Genomic DNA, 15402 nt, shown 5'->3' with positions numbered 1-15402 from the left:
TGCTGGAGGAAATGGAGCAGCGACCGGGTGAGCCGCAGGGCGGGGTCGGCCCTGCGGCGGTCCTTCACCACATGCTGACCGGGGTCTCGCGCTCGACGAGCGCCGGGCGGACCTCGGCGGAAAGCAGGCTGGAGATATTGTAGGACTTGACGATGATCGGGTTCAGCCCGCTGACGATCGAGGCCAGCGGCTGGTAGCTCGGCGAGAACACGGTGATCACGTCCGTCATCTGCCAGCGCAGCACCACCATGTCGTCGGCGCCGGAATTGGTCACCGTGTCGGACACGTAGGAGGTGGTCTGCTCGTTGACGGAGACCTGCTGGAAAGTGGTCGATTCGGCGTTGAGGCTGGCGGAGATGCCGGCCGAGATCGGTCCCCAGCCGGCATGGGCGTCGACGCCGACGGAGGCCCCGACCGTGTCTTCGGTCGAGGAGGTCGTCTGGCGGCCGGAGACGATCGTGTAGCTCACGGTCCGGCTCTCGCCGACGCTCAGGCTGTAGCTGTCGCCCTGCAGGTTCCAGTACTGCTCGCGGGTGATGTAGTTGTCGGAGCTCGCATTCGCCGGCGTGACGGTGGAGATCGCGACCATCACCAGAGGCGAGTTGACCGGGACCAGGACATCGGAGGTCGGCTGGGGGATCGAGCCGATGTCGTTCGGCTCGGTCAGGACGGAGTTGTCGACCGTGTAGCTGGTCTCGCTCGTCGTCAGCGCATAGGCGCTGATGAAGCTGCCGCTCAGCGCCGAGGAGATCACCAGATAGTCGCCGTCCGTTCCGCCCACGGAGGCGTTTGAGCTCGGCTCGATATGGCCGAGAAGCACGCGGATGCCCGAGGGGGTCGTGTTGTAGAGCGCGATCCTCACGGGCAGCTTGTTGTAGACCTGGATGGTCACGGTCGTGTCCGTTTCGGTCGCATAGAGACGACCGGTCAGTGCCCTTGCGTAGAGATCGTTCATGAGGATTGCACCTTGTGGATGTGACGAGCCGAAACGCTATCAAGGGGTGCGGTGCCGTTCAATATCAAAAACTGCAGAAACCAATCTTGCAATTCAGGGGTGCGGGTGTTTTCCTCGGCGGATCGCGCGAGCGGCGCTCGCGACCCGGTGCCGCCGCCGGAGTTCCGTCGCCGGTCGCTTCCTGTTCCTTTCGGAGGGATCGTGCATGCGGGGCCGGGATTACCTGACCGTCGGTTTCTGGAACATCGAAAAGCACAACGCGCTCCCGGCAGAAGGGCAGGCGGCGTTCGAGAGCCAGATGCTGCGTCGCAGCAGCTTCGTCATGCGCTGGATAGAGAGATGGTTCGCCTCCTCGCGTTTCGACATTCTCATCCTTGCCGAGGTCGCTCAGCGGCGTGACGGGGGCGACAGGTTCGCCCGCGCCCTGGCAAACCGTCTAAGCCGCCGGATCGGTCTTCTGCAATTCGATATGCAGGGCGCCTTCCACTGGTCGGAAGGCAATGGCGGCCGGGTCAGCCCGTGCAATTTCGCGGTTATCTGGAACAACAGCATCCCGCAACTGGCCGGGCTTGGCTCCCGGGTCCGGTTCTTTTGGGAGCCGGACTGGGTGCGGCCGATGATCATCCTGCAGGGTCAGACGCTGGCTGTCGGCGGCCTTCATGCCAAGGCGGCGCGGCGGGATCTTGCACAGCAGGAGATCCTCGGGGCGTGCTACTTTCTTGACGAGCTGCCGACGCGAGCAGTGCTGATCGGCGACATGAACATCCCCTACAGTGAATTTCCCGAGGGCGCCGCGCGTGAGCTGGCGAACCGCTACTGGGAGAGGAGACCGCCCGGCCTCGAGGCCACGCACAAGTCCCGTGGCGGCCGCTACCGGGAGGCGGTTCTCGATTACATCTGGCACGATGAGGGCACGGTCCTTTGCAGACCCGACCCGCCCGACGCGGACTACAACGGTTGGGAGGAGAACGACCACGCGCCGATCCAGTACGATGTCGTCTGGAACGTCGATGGTTATGACAAGGCCGACGAGATGGACTGGGACGAGCAGATGGCCTGACGCGGTCGTCTTCGCCGCCGGGCTGTCTCACTCCACTGCGGGGCCGGGTCCTTTCGCCAGGAGACCATGCAGCACCAGGTCGACATGGGCGGCGAGGAAACGTTCCGTCTCGACCGGGTCGAAACGGTCGAAGGTCATCTTCCAGACGATGGTCATCACCGCCGGCGCGACGATCACCATCGGCAGGTCGGTGAGCGCGCTTTCGCGGACTTCACCGCGCCGCACGCCGCGTGCCACCAGCGCCGAGATCATCTCGCGGCCGCGGGCGATGACGCAGCGGTGATAGAGTTCGGCGATTGCAGGAAAGCGGCCTCCTTCTGTGATGATGATGCGCATCATCACATGCAGACCTCCTTCGAACAGCGCCGCATAGATGCGTGGCAACATGGCGCGCACGAGATCTTCCGTTGAGCCGGGGAAGGCATCGACCATTCCCGTGACGTCGTCGAAGAACGGCGTCAGGCGCGAGGAGAGCGCCGCCTCGAACAGGTCTTCCTTGCTGGCGAAATAGCGATAGATCGTGCCCTTGGCGATGCCGGCACGCCTGGCCACGTCCTCCAGCCGCGTCGCCGCGAAGCCGTTCTCGGCGAATTCCGCCAGCCCCGCATCGATGATCTCGCCCGGACGGGCCTCCTTGCGCCGCCGTCTGCGCGGCGGTGTTGGCGGAGCGGTATCGCTTTCCGTCATCGTCCTTGCATGTCCCTGCGTCGCCTGTTAATGACTTTCGAGTCATTAACAGGATCGTGTCATGTCATCAATCCCCAGGCCCGAACCCGCGCCCGCCGCGGCGGTGGCGAAATCGGACGAACCCGCCGCACCGGTATCGACCGGGGAGACGGCCGCCCTGCCGCTCAGGGTCGTCCGGCGCGAGTCGCCCGGCGCGGCTGCGGCCCGCGGCCGACTATGGACGATCCGCGCCGGCCTGCGTAGCCTTGCGCTCGGCCTTGTCCTTCTTGCCGTGGGCGTGACCGCCGGTGTCCTGCTTCAGGAACGCGGCCTCGTGCCCTGGCCGATGAGTGATTTCCGCCCGGCGGCACAGTCCGCTCCGGCCGGAACCGGTGCCGTGGCCGATGATGCCGGGCCGGAGGCCGTCTACGGGCTCGGCCGACTGCTGCCGGACGGGTTTGTCGTCACCGTGGCGCCGCCGTTCGGTGCGGGCGATGCCCGCATGGCGAAGCTGATGGTGGCGGAAGGCGACCGTGTCGCGGAAGGTGATCTTCTTGCGGAACTCGACAACCGGCCGCAGCTCGAGGGGGCGGTTCTCTCCGCCGAGGCAGCCGTCCGCCAGCGTGAGGCGGAACTGGTGCAGCGGCGGGTGTCGGTGGCTGCCAGCCTTTCCGAATCCCGGGCAGCCCTCGACCGCGCGCTGGTCGCCGCTGCCACTGCGCAGCGCGAATTCGCGCGCGCCGAGGAACTGCTGGCGCGCGGCCACGTCACCCGTGCCACTCATGACGAGCGGGCGGCGGAACGCGACGCGGCCCGGCGGGCGGTGGAAAGCGCCCGCGCCACGCTCTCGCGCTATGCGGCCGAGGATCCGGACGAGCAGGCGGATATTGCCGTTGCGCGCAGCAACCTGGATGCTGCCCGGGCAACACTTGCGGTGACGCGCGGCGATCTTGCGAAATCCGTCGTGCGGGCACCGATGGACGGCGTCGTCCTCGACATCCATGTGCGCCCCGGCGAGCGGCCGGGCACGGACGGCGTTCTCGACATGGGCGAGGTCGACCGGATGGTCGCCGAGATCGAGGTCTACCAGTCGCGGATTGGCGCGGTGGAGATCGGGAACCAGGTGGAAATCACCTCGGAAGCGTTCACAGGCACGATCCCCGGCCGGGTTGAACGGATCGGCTGGGATGTCGGCCGGCAGACGGCAACGGGCGCCGATCCCGCCGCGCGCACCGATGCGCGCGTGGTGAAGGTCCATGTGGCGATCGACCCGCAAGCCGTTTCCCGCGTGCGCCGGCTGACCAACCTGCAGGTCACCGCAAGGATCGAAACGGGCGGCGAAACGGGTGGCGACGCGCCGGATGAGGGGAGCGGGACGCGATGACCGCGCTTCTGACCCGGCTGTTGGGTCGCCTGCCGATCGGCTGGCTGCAACTCGTCCACAACAAGGGGAGGCTGGCGGCGGCGCTGTCCGGCGTTGCCTTTGCCAATGTGCTGATCTTCATGCAGCTCGGCTTTCTCGGCGCCCTGATCGAGAGCATCCGTCTGCCCTATACGATCCTCAACGCCGACATTCTCATCTCGGCCTCGGACGCCAACACCCTGTTCGACGGGTCGCCGCTGCCGCGCAACCGCCTCTACCAGGCGCTCGCCGTTGAAGGCGTCGCCTCGGCGACAAGCTTCTATTACGGCCGGATCGACTGGAAGCAGCCGGACGGCACGATCCGTGTCATGGACGTGTTCGGGGTCGATCCGCAGGGCGCTGCCTTCGACGAGCCGGCGCTGGCACGGGCGAGCGAGACCCTTATGCTGCCGGACGTGGCCCTGATCGACCGCAAGACGCGCAACGCGCCGCCCGGCCTGTTCGAGGCCATCGAGGCGGGCGAACCCTACCGTTTCGAGACGAAGGGGCGCGAGCTGACCGTCACCGGCACCTTCTCCGTCGGCGGCGGATTTTCCGCCGATGGCTATCTCATCGTCTCCGACCAGACCTTCCTGCGCCTGTTTCCGGCGCGGCTTCCCGGTGCGCCGAACTATGTTCTGGTGCGGCTGGCGCCCGAGGCCGCAAGCGCGGCCGTCATCGCGGACCTGCGGGCGCGTCTTCCGGCTTCCGACAGCGCGGTGTGGACGATCGGGGAGGCGGCAACCCGCGACCAGCGCTTCCAGACGACACAAAAGCCGGTCGGCGTCGTTTTCGGCTTTGGCGTCGTCATCGGCGTGCTGGTCGGTGTGATCATCGTCTACCAGGTGCTATCCACCGACGTTGCCGACCACATCCGTGAATATGCAACCTTCAAGGCGATGGGCTATCCGCAGCGCTTCTTCCTTGGCATCGTCTTCGAGGAGGCCTTCGTCCTGGCGCTGTTCGGCTTCGTTCCCGGTGTCCTTCTGGCGCTCGGTCTCTATGCGGTGGTCGCTGCCGGCACCGGCCTGCCGATCTTCATGCCGGCCACCCGCCCGGTCTTCGTCTTCCTCGGCACGCTCGCGATGTGCGCGGTGTCGGGGGCCGTTGCCACCCGCCGCCTGGCGCGTGCCAATCCGGCCGAGCTGTTCTGACCATGCAGGAGGATCCCGACACTGCCATTCGCGTTGCCGGTCTCGATCACTGGTTCGGTGAAGGGGAGGCGCGCAAGCAGGTGCTCTTCGATATCGACCTGGAAATCCGCCGCGGCCAGCTCGTTGTCCTGATGGGGGCGTCCGGCTCGGGAAAGACCACCTTGCTGACGCTGATCGGCTGCCTGCGCCGGGTGGAGGCGGGCTCGGTCGACCTGCTCGGGCATGAGCTCAACGGCGCGTCGGAAGCCGAACTCGTCCAGTGCCGGCGCGATCTGGGCTTCATCTTCCAGGCACACAACCTGCATGAGAGCCTTACCGCGCTGCAGAACGTGCGCATGGGGCTGGAGGTGCATGGCGCGCGGGTTTCCGGCGACTGGCGCGAGGCGGCACGTCATGTGCTGGGTCTCGTCGGCCTCTCGGAGCGGGTCGATTACCTGCCCGGCAACCTGTCGGGCGGGCAGAAGCAGCGCGTCGCCGTCGCCCGGGCGCTCGTCGGCAATCCGCCGGTGGTGCTTGCCGACGAGCCGACGGCAGCGCTCGACAAGGAAAGCGGCTTTGCGGTTGTGGAGATGCTGCGCCGGCTCGGCCGCGAGCGTGGCACGACGACGCTGATGGTCACCCATGACAACCGCATCCTCGATCTTGCCGACCGCATCGTGCGGATGGAGGACGGGCGCATCGTCGAGGGGTGACGGCGGCCGCGTTCAGATCTCGAAGTCGGGGATCTCGGCGACCGCGTCGCGCAGCTTTTCCGACCACATCCGCGACAGGTCCGCGAAATAGGCATCGTCCTCGCCGATCCGGGTCTGCCGGTGGGCGGAGAAACTGTCCGTGTTGTAGAGCAGCATGTCGATGGGCATGCCGACGGAAAGGTTCGAGCGCAGGGTCGAGTTGAACGACAGCAGCACCAGCTTGGCCGCCTGGCCGAGGCGCATGTCCGCCTGGGTCACCCGGTCGAGGATCGGTTTGCCGTACTTGTGTTCGCCGATCTGCAGGAAGGGCGTGTCGGCGGATGCCTCGATGAAATTGCCGGCGGAATAGATCTGGAACAGGCGCGGTGCCTCGCCCTTGATCTGGCCTCCAAGCAGCATGGTGACGCTGAAATTCTCGGAATTGGCCGCAAGCGCGTCGCCGTCGATGGCCCGCACGTCGCGCACGGCGCTGCCGACGATGCGGGCGGCCTGGAACATCGTCTCGACGCTGTGCAGCGTCGCGCGGCCGGGCTCGTCGCCGTGCAGCCGTTCCGTCAGCAGGCTGACGACCGACTGGGTGACGGCAAGGTTGCCGGCCGACATCAGGCACAGCACCCTCTCGCCGGGCTTTTCCCAGACATGCAGCTTCTTGAAGGTGGCGACATTGTCGAAGCCGGCATTTGTGCGCGTGTCCGCGGCCATCACGAGGCCGCGGTCGAGCTTCAGACCGACGCAATAGGTCATGACCAGTCAGTCTCCGAACGGGGAGGACGCAATCCTGTCCGGCGTGCCTTGGCGATTCGCGCAAGTGCCGGACCCGTGTGATTTGACAGGTTCGCTTGCCTGCGGGCAATGCCTGTCATTGCTGACTTTGCTGCGATTCCCGGGAAACCGCCACCTCGACATCCATGTTTTCGCCGGACCCGCCTATGCGAATGCCGCGGATCGGCGCGGCGGAGCGGGAATCGAGCCCGCTGGTCAGGCGGATGTAGCGGTCGGTCGGGCAAACGCCGTTGGACACGTCGAAGCCGACCCAGCCGAGTGTCGGCAGCAGCACCTCCGCCCAGGCGTGGTGCGCTTCGGAATCCTGTGCATCCTCCAGCAGCATGTAGCCGGAGACATAGCGGGCGGGGATGCCGATCGAGCGGGCGGCGGCGATGAAGATATGGGCGTGATCCTGGCACACCCCTTCGCCGGTGTTGATCGCGTCGACGGCCGACGTATGGACCTCCGTCACGCCGGTGCGGTAGGCGACCTTTTCGCGGATCGCCTGCATCAGGTCGTGAAAGCCGGAAACGGCCTCGTCATCGGCGCGCTCGGCCAGGGCACCCAACCGGCGGATTGCCGGATTGGCCTTTGTCAGCGGTGTGAAGCGGAGAAAAACGGCATCGGGCGGGCCGGGCGTTGCGCCGACGATGCCGGCGCGGTCCTCGGTTTCCACCACACCCTCGACGGTAACGCTCAGCTCGCTCACCGGATCGCGATGGCTGACCACATCGACCTTGTTGCCGAAGGCGTCCTTGTAATGCGCCGAGGTCTCGTAGCCCGGCACGTCGATCCGCCAGGACAGGATCTTCTGTCCCGCGCTTGCCGGCGGCGTCAGGCGGAGCTGCTGGACCATGTGGGCAAGCGGATGGTCGTAGCTGTAGCGCGTGACATGCTTGATGTTCAGGCGCATTGCGCGTGAGTCTCCCTCGGTCTTGGCGTCCGGCTTCGCCCGGCGGGCGTCCGGCTTCTCGCTGGCGCGTTCCTCCGTGGCGGGGAACGCTGTGTGGCGGCCCGGCGGCCTCAGGCAAAGTGGTAGTCGGCGGCGAGCTGCGCGCCAAGCGCGTTGTTGCGGGCGATCATGTCGGACAGGAACTCGTGCAGCCCGCTGACGAAGATCTGGTGCATGGTGCCGGCCTCCAGCAGGTCATGCGTGCCTTGCGCCATGTCGCAGCTCATCGGCCTTTCGCCGTAACGCAAGGTCAGTTCGCTCAGGCTCTCGTTGATCCAGTCGTAGCAGTAGGCGAGCGAGCGCGGCATTTCCTTCCGCAGGATCAGGAACTCGGCGACGTTGAAGGGGCGCACCTGCGCGTCACGATAGGCATGGCGATAGCTGCGATGCGCCGAAACCGAGCGCAGGATTGTCGACCACTGGTAGCGGTCGAGATCGCCACCGACGACCTCGTTGTCGGGCAGCAGGATCCAGTATTTCACGTCGAGAATGCGCGCCGTGTTGTCGGCACGCTCGATGAAGCAGCCGAATTGCGAGAAGTGATAGCCCTCGTCGCGCATCAAGGTGCCGAGCATGGCGCCGCGAAACAGCATCGAACGCTGCTTGATCCAGGAAAGGAAGCCCGGCAGCTTGTCGTCGGTCATGTGCTGCGGGCGCACCTCCATGAACTCGATATAGGTCGTGTTCAGGCTTTCCCACATCTCCCCGGTAATGGCGGTCCTGACCGAACGGGCGTTGTTGCGCGCCGCCTCGATGCAGGAGCGCACCGAGGAGGGATTGTCGGCGTCGAACAGCATGTGCGAGACGACGGCACGTTTGGTCAGCTCGTCATACTTGTCGAAGAAGGCGGTATCGCAGCCGGCGCTGGTCAGCGTCGAGCGCCAGTCGTCGGCCGTGTCCTGGCCAAGGCGCGGGGTCATGGCGATGCGATAGCCGACCTCGAGCAGGCGGGCCATGTTCTCTGCGCGCTCGTTGTAGCGCGACGTCCAGAATAGCGAAGCGGCGGTGCGGCCGAGCATGTCGTGTCAGTCCTCCAGAACCCAGGTGTCCTTGGTGCCGCCACCCTGGCTGGAATTGACCACCAGGGAGCCTTTCTTCAGTGCCACGCGGGTCAGTCCGCCAGGGGTGATGCGCACCTTGTCGCCGACCAGCACATAGGGCCTGAGGTCGACATGGCGCGGGGCAAGCCCCGAGGCGACATGGGTGGGGCAGGCCGAGAGCGACAGGGTCGGCTGGGCGATGTAGTTGGTGGGGTTGGCCTTCAGGCGCTTGGAGAATTCGGAGATCTCGCGCTTGGAGGCGGTCGGGCCGATCAGCATGCCGTAGCCGCCCGAACCGTGCACCTCCTTGACCACCAGTTCCGGCAGCTTGTCGAGTACATAGGCCAGATCGTCCTCGCGCGAGCAGTTCCAGGTCGGCACGTTCTTCAGGATCGGCTTCTGGCCGGTGTAGAACTCGATGATATCCGGGACATAGGCATAGATCGCCTTGTCGTCGGCAATGCCGGTGCCCGGCGCGTTGCAGATCGTGACGTTGCCCGAGCGATAGGCGTCGAACAGGCCCGGCACGCCGAGCATGCTGTCGGGGCGGAAGGTGAGGGGGTCGAGGAAGGCATCGTCGATGCGCCGGTAGATCACGTGCACCTGCTGCGGCGAGCGGGTGGTGCGCATCCACACCTTGCCGTCCTCGACATAGAGATCGCGCGCCTCGCACAGTTCCACGCCCATGCTGTCGGCCAGGAACGCGTGCTCGAAATAGGCGGAGTTGAAGATGCCGGGCGTCAGCACGCAGATGGTCGGGTCGCCCTCGCAGTTCTTCGGGGCAACGCTCTCCAGCGTTTCGTGCAGCAGGTCGGGATATTGGTCGATCGGCGCCACCCGGTTCTGCTGGAAGAGCTCGGGGAACATCCGCATCATCGTTTCCCGGTTCTCCAGCATGTAGGAGACGCCGGAGGGCGTGCGGGTGTTGTCCTCCAGCACGTAGAAGTCGTTCTCGCCGACCCGCACAAGGTCAGTGCCTATAATATGGGCATAGACCCGGCGCGCCGGGGCGAAGCCGATCATCTCGGGCAGGAACGCCTCGTTCTGGACGATCAGGTCGGCGGGAATGCGGCCGGCCCGGATGATCTCCTGGCGGTGGTAGATGTCATGCAGGAAAGCGTTGAGCGCGCGCACCCGCTGGTCGATGCCGGCGGACAGGCGGCGCCATTCGGCGGCCGAGATGACCCGCGGGACGATGTCGAAGGGGATCAGGCGCTCGGTCGCCGCCGACGTGCCGTAGACGGCGAAGGTGATGCCCAGCCTGCGAAAGATCGTCTCCGCCTCGCGGGACTTCTTGCGCATCTCCGCCGGCGACATCTTGCCGAACCACTCGGCAAGGCGGCGGTAGGGCGCGCGCGGATTGCCCTCGGCGGTCAGCATCTCGTTGAAAAATTCGTTCTCCCCCATGCTGCCTCGATCCCCTCGTCGTTGCTCTTGTTGTGTTCTGCCGCTTTTCAAGCCGCTTGAACCGGTTCCGCAGCGTCGTGCGCCTGCCGGAGCGGTTGAACCGGGACGGTGACGCGGTTGTCACCGTGCCGTTCGTCCGCATGGGTCATGTTTGCAAGTGCGGGTGCCCCCTCCAAGTCCGAAATTGCGCCAGTACCTGTCCAGGTTTTCACCTCGCGCGGGGAGCCTGAACAGCTTGATCTTTCCGACCTGAGCTTAACGGGTTGGCGGTCCGCGTCAAATGTGGCGAATGGCGAGGGCTGCCGGACGTGTCGGGGAGGATGTCCCGCCGGAAGCCTTGCTCGGAACGAAAAAGGGGCGGCTTCGCGAAGGAAGCCGCCCCTGTTTTCTGGATCGTGACCGGCCGGCTCAGGCTGCCTTGCCGGCGGCCTCCGAGACGAAGCCGTCGATTGCGGTCTGCAGCTGTTCCGCCCGCTCGTTCAGCGTCTTGGACTCCTCCTGCAACTGGTCGGCAAGATGGCTGTTGTCCTGGGTCATCTCGCCGACCTTGTTGACGGACAGGGTCAGGGTTTCGGTGTTGTTGGTCGACACCTGCGCCGCCTGGGCGATCTCTCCCGTCGCTTCCTCCTGCTGGCGGACCGAATAGGCCAGGTCGTCGATGAAGCCCTGGATCTCGAGCATGATGCCGTTGATCGAGTTGATCGAGGTGACCGAGCTGGAGGTGGAGGTCTGGATGGCCTCGATCTGGCTGCGGATGTCCTCGGTGGCGCGCGCCGTCTGGTTGGCGAGCGTCTTGACCTCGGCGGCGACGACGGCGAAGCCCTTGCCGGACTCTCCGGCCCGCGCCGCCTCGATGGTGGCGTTGAGGGCCAGAAGGTTGGTCTGCTCGGCGATGTCCTGAATGAGCCCGATGACCGTGCCGATGCTGTCCGCCATCTTGTCGAGACGGTTCATGTTCTCGCTCGCCTGCGACGAGACGCTTGTCGCGGATTCGATCCGCGTCTTCACGTCCGTGATGCGGGACGAGATCTCGGCCAGTGACGAGGTCAGTTCCGTTGTCGCCGATGCCACGGTCTGCGCGGCCGAGCCGGCTTCCGTCGTTGCCGCCAGCGAGCTGCGGGACTCCGTGTCGGTTGCCTGCGCCGACTGCTTCAGCGAGCTGGACATGCCCTGCAGGTCGTGTACCGAGACCGTGAGGTCCTTGAAGATCGAGGAAACGCGTTCCTGGAAGCTGCGGGCGATCCGGTTGCGTTCCTCGGCCAGGCGCTGCTTCATCGCCGCCGCTTCCTCGGACTGGCGTTCCTCCATCTGCCGCTTGTCGATCAGCGACTGGCGGAAGGATTCCAGGGACACCGCCATCTCGCCGATCTCGTCCTTGCGGCCGAGTGCGCGGATGCTGGTGTCGATCTCGCCACCGGCCACCGCCGTCATTTCATCGCCGAGCCGGGTCATGGAGCGCAGCACCCTGAGGTAGACGACGGCAATGATGCCGGCGAGCGTCAGAAGCGTCGCCAGCACGCTGGCGAGCAATGTTGCCTGGGCAGTGTTCCGGGAAGCCTCGGCGTCCTGGACCGCGCCTTGCGTGCGCGCCTCCATGAGCTGGTAGAACCTGTCGACCGGCTTCATGATCTCGGCCTTGAGCGTGTGATACTGGCTGCTGTGCAGCATTTTTATCGGCCTGAGAGGATCGTTGCCGGTGATCGGCTTGCCGTTCTTGTCGAGGCCCTTGATATAGTTCATGGCCTCGACCTCGAGCGCGACGAGGCCATCGGAGTTGTTCTTTGCCTCGTTCAGAAGCTCGAACTCCGCATCGGTGAATCCGAGATCCCGCATCTGGTCGAGAAGCGCCGCCGCGGCGCCGTCGGGGCGCGGCTTGGCGTCGCCGGCCGCGACGAAATCCCAATAGATGCGATGATAGTCTTGCGGCTTGGGTTTCTTGCCGTCGCGGATGGCGAGAATGTCGTTATACTGCTGCTCGTAGATCGGATCTCCCGTCGCCACATAGGTGCGCGCAAGTCGTGTCAGATCGTCCGAACCCTGGCGCAGTTCATCTGCAAGAAGGTAGGAGTTATACTTGCGTTCGATGGCCGCGGTGACCCGGTCCGTCGCGACTTGTGTCTCGTTCAGCGCATAGATGAGGGCGGCCGACGTTGCTATCGCCGCGCATCCCCCGGCCATAATGTAAGTAATGATACGCATACTGCCTCCGGTAGACCTGACAACTATGCGGATGATCGCTGCGCGGATTAAATAATTCCTGAATCCATTTGCGTAACTTTTGATGATCACCAAGTTGAAATATGCATCTATTGGTTGATTTTGAATTCTTCCGAATATTTTTCTTCATCTGAAGCAAGGGCTTGCAGCTCTCCCGTGCTTTGTGGAACCGGGCGCGGCGTGTGGCGGCGGCCCGCCGCGCCCGGCATTTTTTCTAAATCAGCTGACCGAATTCGATTCCCGCTGGTTCGATCAGGGCCAGAAACGCCGCGCAGTCGGGATCGCCCTGCCAGCTGTCGCAGATTCGAATCGCGCTTTCCTGGCTGTCCGCGAAGGCGAGATCGAGGAAGCTGCCGTCCTGAAGCCGGACAAGGCGTTGTCCGCGCCAGCCGGGCAGGCGGCAGAGGTGACGCGCGACCATGCGCTCATGCGCCTTGCGCATGGCGTCTTCGCTCACTCCCGGTTTGAGGTGGAAACGGCCTATCTCCATCCCCTCGGCCGCGGCCATCGCGACCGGAGGGCGGGTTTCAGCGGAAAAATGCGCCATGCCGTCGAGGCGACTGATACTCTCCCGGAAGCCGGCGAAATCCGGAGACTCCCCGACAACGGCCGCCGCGTTGCGAGCGTCCTCGAGACTGGCCCAGGTGACGATATCGACGCGCTCTGTCCTGTCATGCGCTCCGCTGAGCGGCAGCCATCCGACAAATCCGGCAAGGTTTCCGGCGCGGTCGCGGGCGGCGCGCCGCTGGACGTCTGCTGTTTCGGGGTTGTGGACGCGGTAGGTGACGACTTCCATGCATGGACCGTTCATGTGGTGCTCCTTGGTTGCAGGAGCGGCCATCTAGCCCGTCCATGCTGACACCTCCTGTCAGGGGTGTGGTCTAGGATCGGGCCATGAAGGTCTTCCGGCTTTTTGCCCTTCTCGATCACTTGCGCAGCGCTGTATTGCCGGTTTCCGCCGAGGTGCTGGCGCGCGCGCTTGACGTCTCGCCGCGCACGATCTATCGCGACATGGCGACGCTGCAGGCGATGGGTGCGCCGGTGCGCGGCGAGGCCGGGCTCGGCTACCAGCTCGAGCGTGGATATTTCCTGCCGCCGCTGCGCTTCGATGCGGACGAGCTGGAGGCCGTCATGCTTGGCTTGCGTCTGGTCGCGGCGCGTGGCGACAGCTCGCTGCGGGCGGCTGCCGAACGGGCGTCGGGCAAGATCGGGGCAACCGCCGCCGGCGATGCCGGCAACCTGTTCCAGCATCTGCCGCTGCGTGCGGTCTCAAGGCGCAAGGCGGGAGAGGAGATCGCCAACAGGTGGCTGCCGCTGTTTCGCGGCGCCGTCCGGGAGCGGCGTCTTGTCCGCTTCGGCTATTTGGACCTGGAAGGGCGGGGGAGCGTCCGCCAGGTCCGCCCGCTCGGCCTGACGTTGTTCGACGAGGTCTGGCTGCTCACGGCCTGGTGCGAGCACCGGGGCGGGTTTCGCAATTTCCGCCTCGACCGGATCGAGGAAGCGGTAGAGACGGGCGGCCGCTTTCGCCATGAAAGCGGCCGGCGGTTTCAGGACTATCTGGCGAGCCTGCGCGAGCTGGTCCCTGAGGCCGGCGTTCCGGGGATCAGTCGCGCTCGAAGGGACTGAACAGCGGCGTCTCGCAGATGTAGCCGACAAGACAGCGCGGAGCGTCGCGCGTTTGCTGGACTTCCGGGCGCACCACCTCCCAGTGGTCGCAGAAGCGCGGGCCGGCGACGAAGCGCTGATAGGTGTGGCGGCCGGTGGTCATCACGATAGCGCCGTGCCGCGCCACCAGTGATTGCGCCTGGGCGCAGCTCATCCGGCGCAGATCCGGGCGCTGGGCCTCGGTCGGCTTTGGCAAGCCGGCGACGAGGGCAAGGCCGGCAAGGGCCACGGCGATCGGCCGGAGGCCGGCACGGTGTCCCCGGGAACTGTCAGTGCGGTCGCGCTTGTGCTTCATCATGGCCTGCATGATCGGATCTCCTGGCTGCCGTCCTGCCGCTTCGGATGCCGCAGGAGGCGAAGAGTGCCGGACCTTCGCGGCAAGGTGATGGCGGAACTGGCCGGCCGCCGCCATCACCCCGGGTCGGGTTGTTCCCGGTTTCAGTCCCAGTCGGGGGCGAAGTCCGGGTCGATGCCGCGCCCGTCCGGGCGGGCAAGGCCGCTGATCGCGGCCATTTCATCGTCGGTCAGCTCGAAATCGAAGATCGCCGCGTTCTCGGCAAGCCGGCCGGGGTTCGCCGTCTTCGGGATCGCGGCGACATTGTCCTGCTGCACCAGCCAGCGCAGGGCGACCTGTACTTCGCTCTTGCCGTGGCGCTTGCCGATGTCGCGCAGCACCTGGGGTTCGGTGACGCGGCCCTTGGCGATCGGCGAATAGGCGGTGAGCGCCATGCCGGCATTCTCGAGCGCTCCGCGCACCGTCTCCTGCGACAGGAACGGGTGGTACTCGACCTGGTTGACGGCGAGCCGTCCGCCGGCGAGATCCTGGGCCTCGCGCACCATGCCGGCGGTGAAGTTGGAGACGCCGATCGCCCGGGTCCAGCCGCGTTCGCGCAGCTCCACCAGCGCCTCGACCTGCTCCTTCAGCGGAACGCGCGGGTTGGGCCAGTGGATCAGGAACAGGTCGAGATGGTCGAGCCCGAGCCGGTCGAGGCTGTGCTCGCACGACTTCAGCATCTTTTCGGGAGCGAGGCTGTCGTGCCAGACCTTGGTGGTCAGGAAATAGCTGTCGCGGGGCTGGCCGGCGGCGCGCAGGCCGGCGCCGACATCCTTTTCGTTGTCATACATGGCCGCCGTGTCGACATGGGTCCAGCCGCTCTCGAGGGCGGCGCGCACCACGTCGCGGCAGATCTCGCCGGAGAGCGGCCACGTGCCAAGTCCGAGGGCCGGCATCTCGATACCGCCGACGATCAGGTGTTTCATGGGGAGATCCTTCCCTTTGAGGTGATTGGGGGAGCCGCGGGGCGGCGCAAGAAAAAGGCCCGTCCGGCGCCGGCGCCCGCCTTGAGGGGGGAGCGGGCGCCGGCCGGGCCGGTCTTCAGGTCTGTCCGGGTCCCGTCAGAGCACCTTGTCGCTCATGCGGCGGGTGC

15 protein-coding genes are annotated in these 15402 nt (G+C 65.8%); 5 read left to right on the top strand and 10 right to left on the bottom strand.

The features are described 5' to 3' along the window. Positions 1 to 64: 64 nt before the first annotated feature. Positions 65 to 955 (bottom strand): hypothetical protein, encoded by an 891-nt coding sequence (locus RBB46_RS20960; protein ID WP_306030998.1) that lies wholly within the window; start codon positions 953 to 955, stop codon positions 65 to 67. Positions 956 to 1160: 205 nt separating this feature from the next. Between RBB46_RS20960 and RBB46_RS20955 the strand changes: the two genes are divergently transcribed. Further along, positions 1161 to 2015 carry an endonuclease/exonuclease/phosphatase family protein gene (locus RBB46_RS20955; protein ID WP_306030997.1) on the top strand — a complete coding sequence of 285 codons (855 nt, stop codon included), beginning with the start codon at positions 1161 to 1163 and terminating at the stop codon, positions 2013 to 2015. Positions 2016 to 2042: 27 nt separating this feature from the next. On the opposite strand, the gene RBB46_RS20950 is transcribed toward RBB46_RS20955, so the two are convergent. After that, on the bottom strand, positions 2043 to 2702 hold the full coding sequence (locus tag RBB46_RS20950; RefSeq protein ID WP_306030996.1) for a TetR/AcrR family transcriptional regulator: 660 nt from the start codon (positions 2700 to 2702) through the stop codon (positions 2043 to 2045). 61 nt (positions 2703 to 2763) lie between these two features. Here RBB46_RS20950 and RBB46_RS20945 point away from each other — a divergent pair, with 61 nt between their 5' ends. The 3 genes from RBB46_RS20945 to RBB46_RS20935 are packed head-to-tail and all read left to right on the top strand — an operon-like array spanning position 2764 to position 5929. Beyond that, positions 2764 to 4065 carry an HlyD family efflux transporter periplasmic adaptor subunit gene (locus RBB46_RS20945; RefSeq protein ID WP_306030995.1) on the top strand — a complete coding sequence of 434 codons (1302 nt, stop codon included), beginning with the start codon at positions 2764 to 2766 and terminating at the stop codon, positions 4063 to 4065. After that, complete coding sequence (gene devC, locus RBB46_RS20940) at positions 4062 to 5237, top strand: ABC transporter permease DevC (protein WP_306030994.1); 1176 nt, start codon at positions 4062 to 4064, stop codon at positions 5235 to 5237. Before RBB46_RS20945 ends, devC begins: the two co-directional genes overlap by 4 nt. A gap of 2 nt (positions 5238 to 5239) precedes the next feature. Beyond that, on the top strand, positions 5240 to 5929 hold the full coding sequence (locus RBB46_RS20935) for an ATP-binding cassette domain-containing protein (protein WP_306030993.1): 690 nt from the start codon (positions 5240 to 5242) through the stop codon (positions 5927 to 5929). A 12-nt stretch (positions 5930 to 5941) separates the two neighbouring features. On the opposite strand, the gene RBB46_RS20930 is transcribed toward RBB46_RS20935, so the two are convergent. From RBB46_RS20930 to RBB46_RS20905, 6 genes are all read right to left on the bottom strand, one after another. Further along, positions 5942 to 6673: a proteasome-type protease gene (locus RBB46_RS20930; protein WP_306030992.1), complete on the bottom strand. Its 732-nt coding sequence runs from the start codon at positions 6671 to 6673 to the stop codon at positions 5942 to 5944. A gap of 115 nt (positions 6674 to 6788) precedes the next feature. After that, positions 6789 to 7607 carry a transglutaminase family protein gene (locus RBB46_RS20925; RefSeq protein WP_306030991.1) on the bottom strand — a complete coding sequence of 273 codons (819 nt, stop codon included), beginning with the start codon at positions 7605 to 7607 and terminating at the stop codon, positions 6789 to 6791. Between the two features lie 110 nt (positions 7608 to 7717). After that, complete coding sequence (locus tag RBB46_RS20920) at positions 7718 to 8665, bottom strand: alpha-E domain-containing protein (RefSeq protein ID WP_306030990.1); 948 nt, start codon at positions 8663 to 8665, stop codon at positions 7718 to 7720. 6 nt (positions 8666 to 8671) lie between these two features. Further along, on the bottom strand, positions 8672 to 10093 hold the full coding sequence (locus tag RBB46_RS20915; RefSeq protein ID WP_306030989.1) for a circularly permuted type 2 ATP-grasp protein: 1422 nt from the start codon (positions 10091 to 10093) through the stop codon (positions 8672 to 8674). Between the two features lie 408 nt (positions 10094 to 10501). Beyond that, the gene (locus RBB46_RS20910) at positions 10502 to 12292 is read right to left on the bottom strand and encodes a methyl-accepting chemotaxis protein (protein WP_306030988.1); all 1791 of its coding nucleotides are present in this window, start codon (positions 12290 to 12292) and stop codon (positions 10502 to 10504) included. Positions 12293 to 12524: 232 nt separating this feature from the next. Next, positions 12525 to 13121: a hypothetical protein gene (locus RBB46_RS20905; protein WP_306030987.1), complete on the bottom strand. Its 597-nt coding sequence runs from the start codon at positions 13119 to 13121 to the stop codon at positions 12525 to 12527. Positions 13122 to 13204: 83 nt separating this feature from the next. Between RBB46_RS20905 and RBB46_RS20900 the strand changes: the two genes are divergently transcribed. Next, a complete protein-coding gene (locus RBB46_RS20900) occupies positions 13205 to 13936 on the top strand; it encodes a YafY family protein (RefSeq protein WP_306030986.1) in 732 nt (243 codons plus the stop codon). Here the strand turns inward: RBB46_RS20900 and RBB46_RS20895 are convergent. Continuing rightward, positions 13914 to 14282 (bottom strand): hypothetical protein, encoded by a 369-nt coding sequence (locus RBB46_RS20895; RefSeq protein WP_306030985.1) that lies wholly within the window; start codon positions 14280 to 14282, stop codon positions 13914 to 13916. The two genes, RBB46_RS20900 and RBB46_RS20895, sit on opposite strands and share 23 nt — an antisense overlap. 131 nt (positions 14283 to 14413) lie before the next feature. Beyond that, positions 14414 to 15235, bottom strand: a complete 822-nt coding sequence (locus RBB46_RS20890; protein WP_306030984.1) for an aldo/keto reductase — start codon at positions 15233 to 15235, stop codon at positions 14414 to 14416. Positions 15236 to 15402 lie beyond the last annotated feature (167 nt).

Origin of the sequence: Stappia sp. MMSF_3263 (assembly GCF_030733745.1) — a bacterium.
Taxonomy (GTDB): Bacteria; Pseudomonadota; Alphaproteobacteria; order Rhizobiales; family Stappiaceae; genus Stappia.
This window is presented reverse-complemented; position numbering and strand designations above follow the sequence as displayed.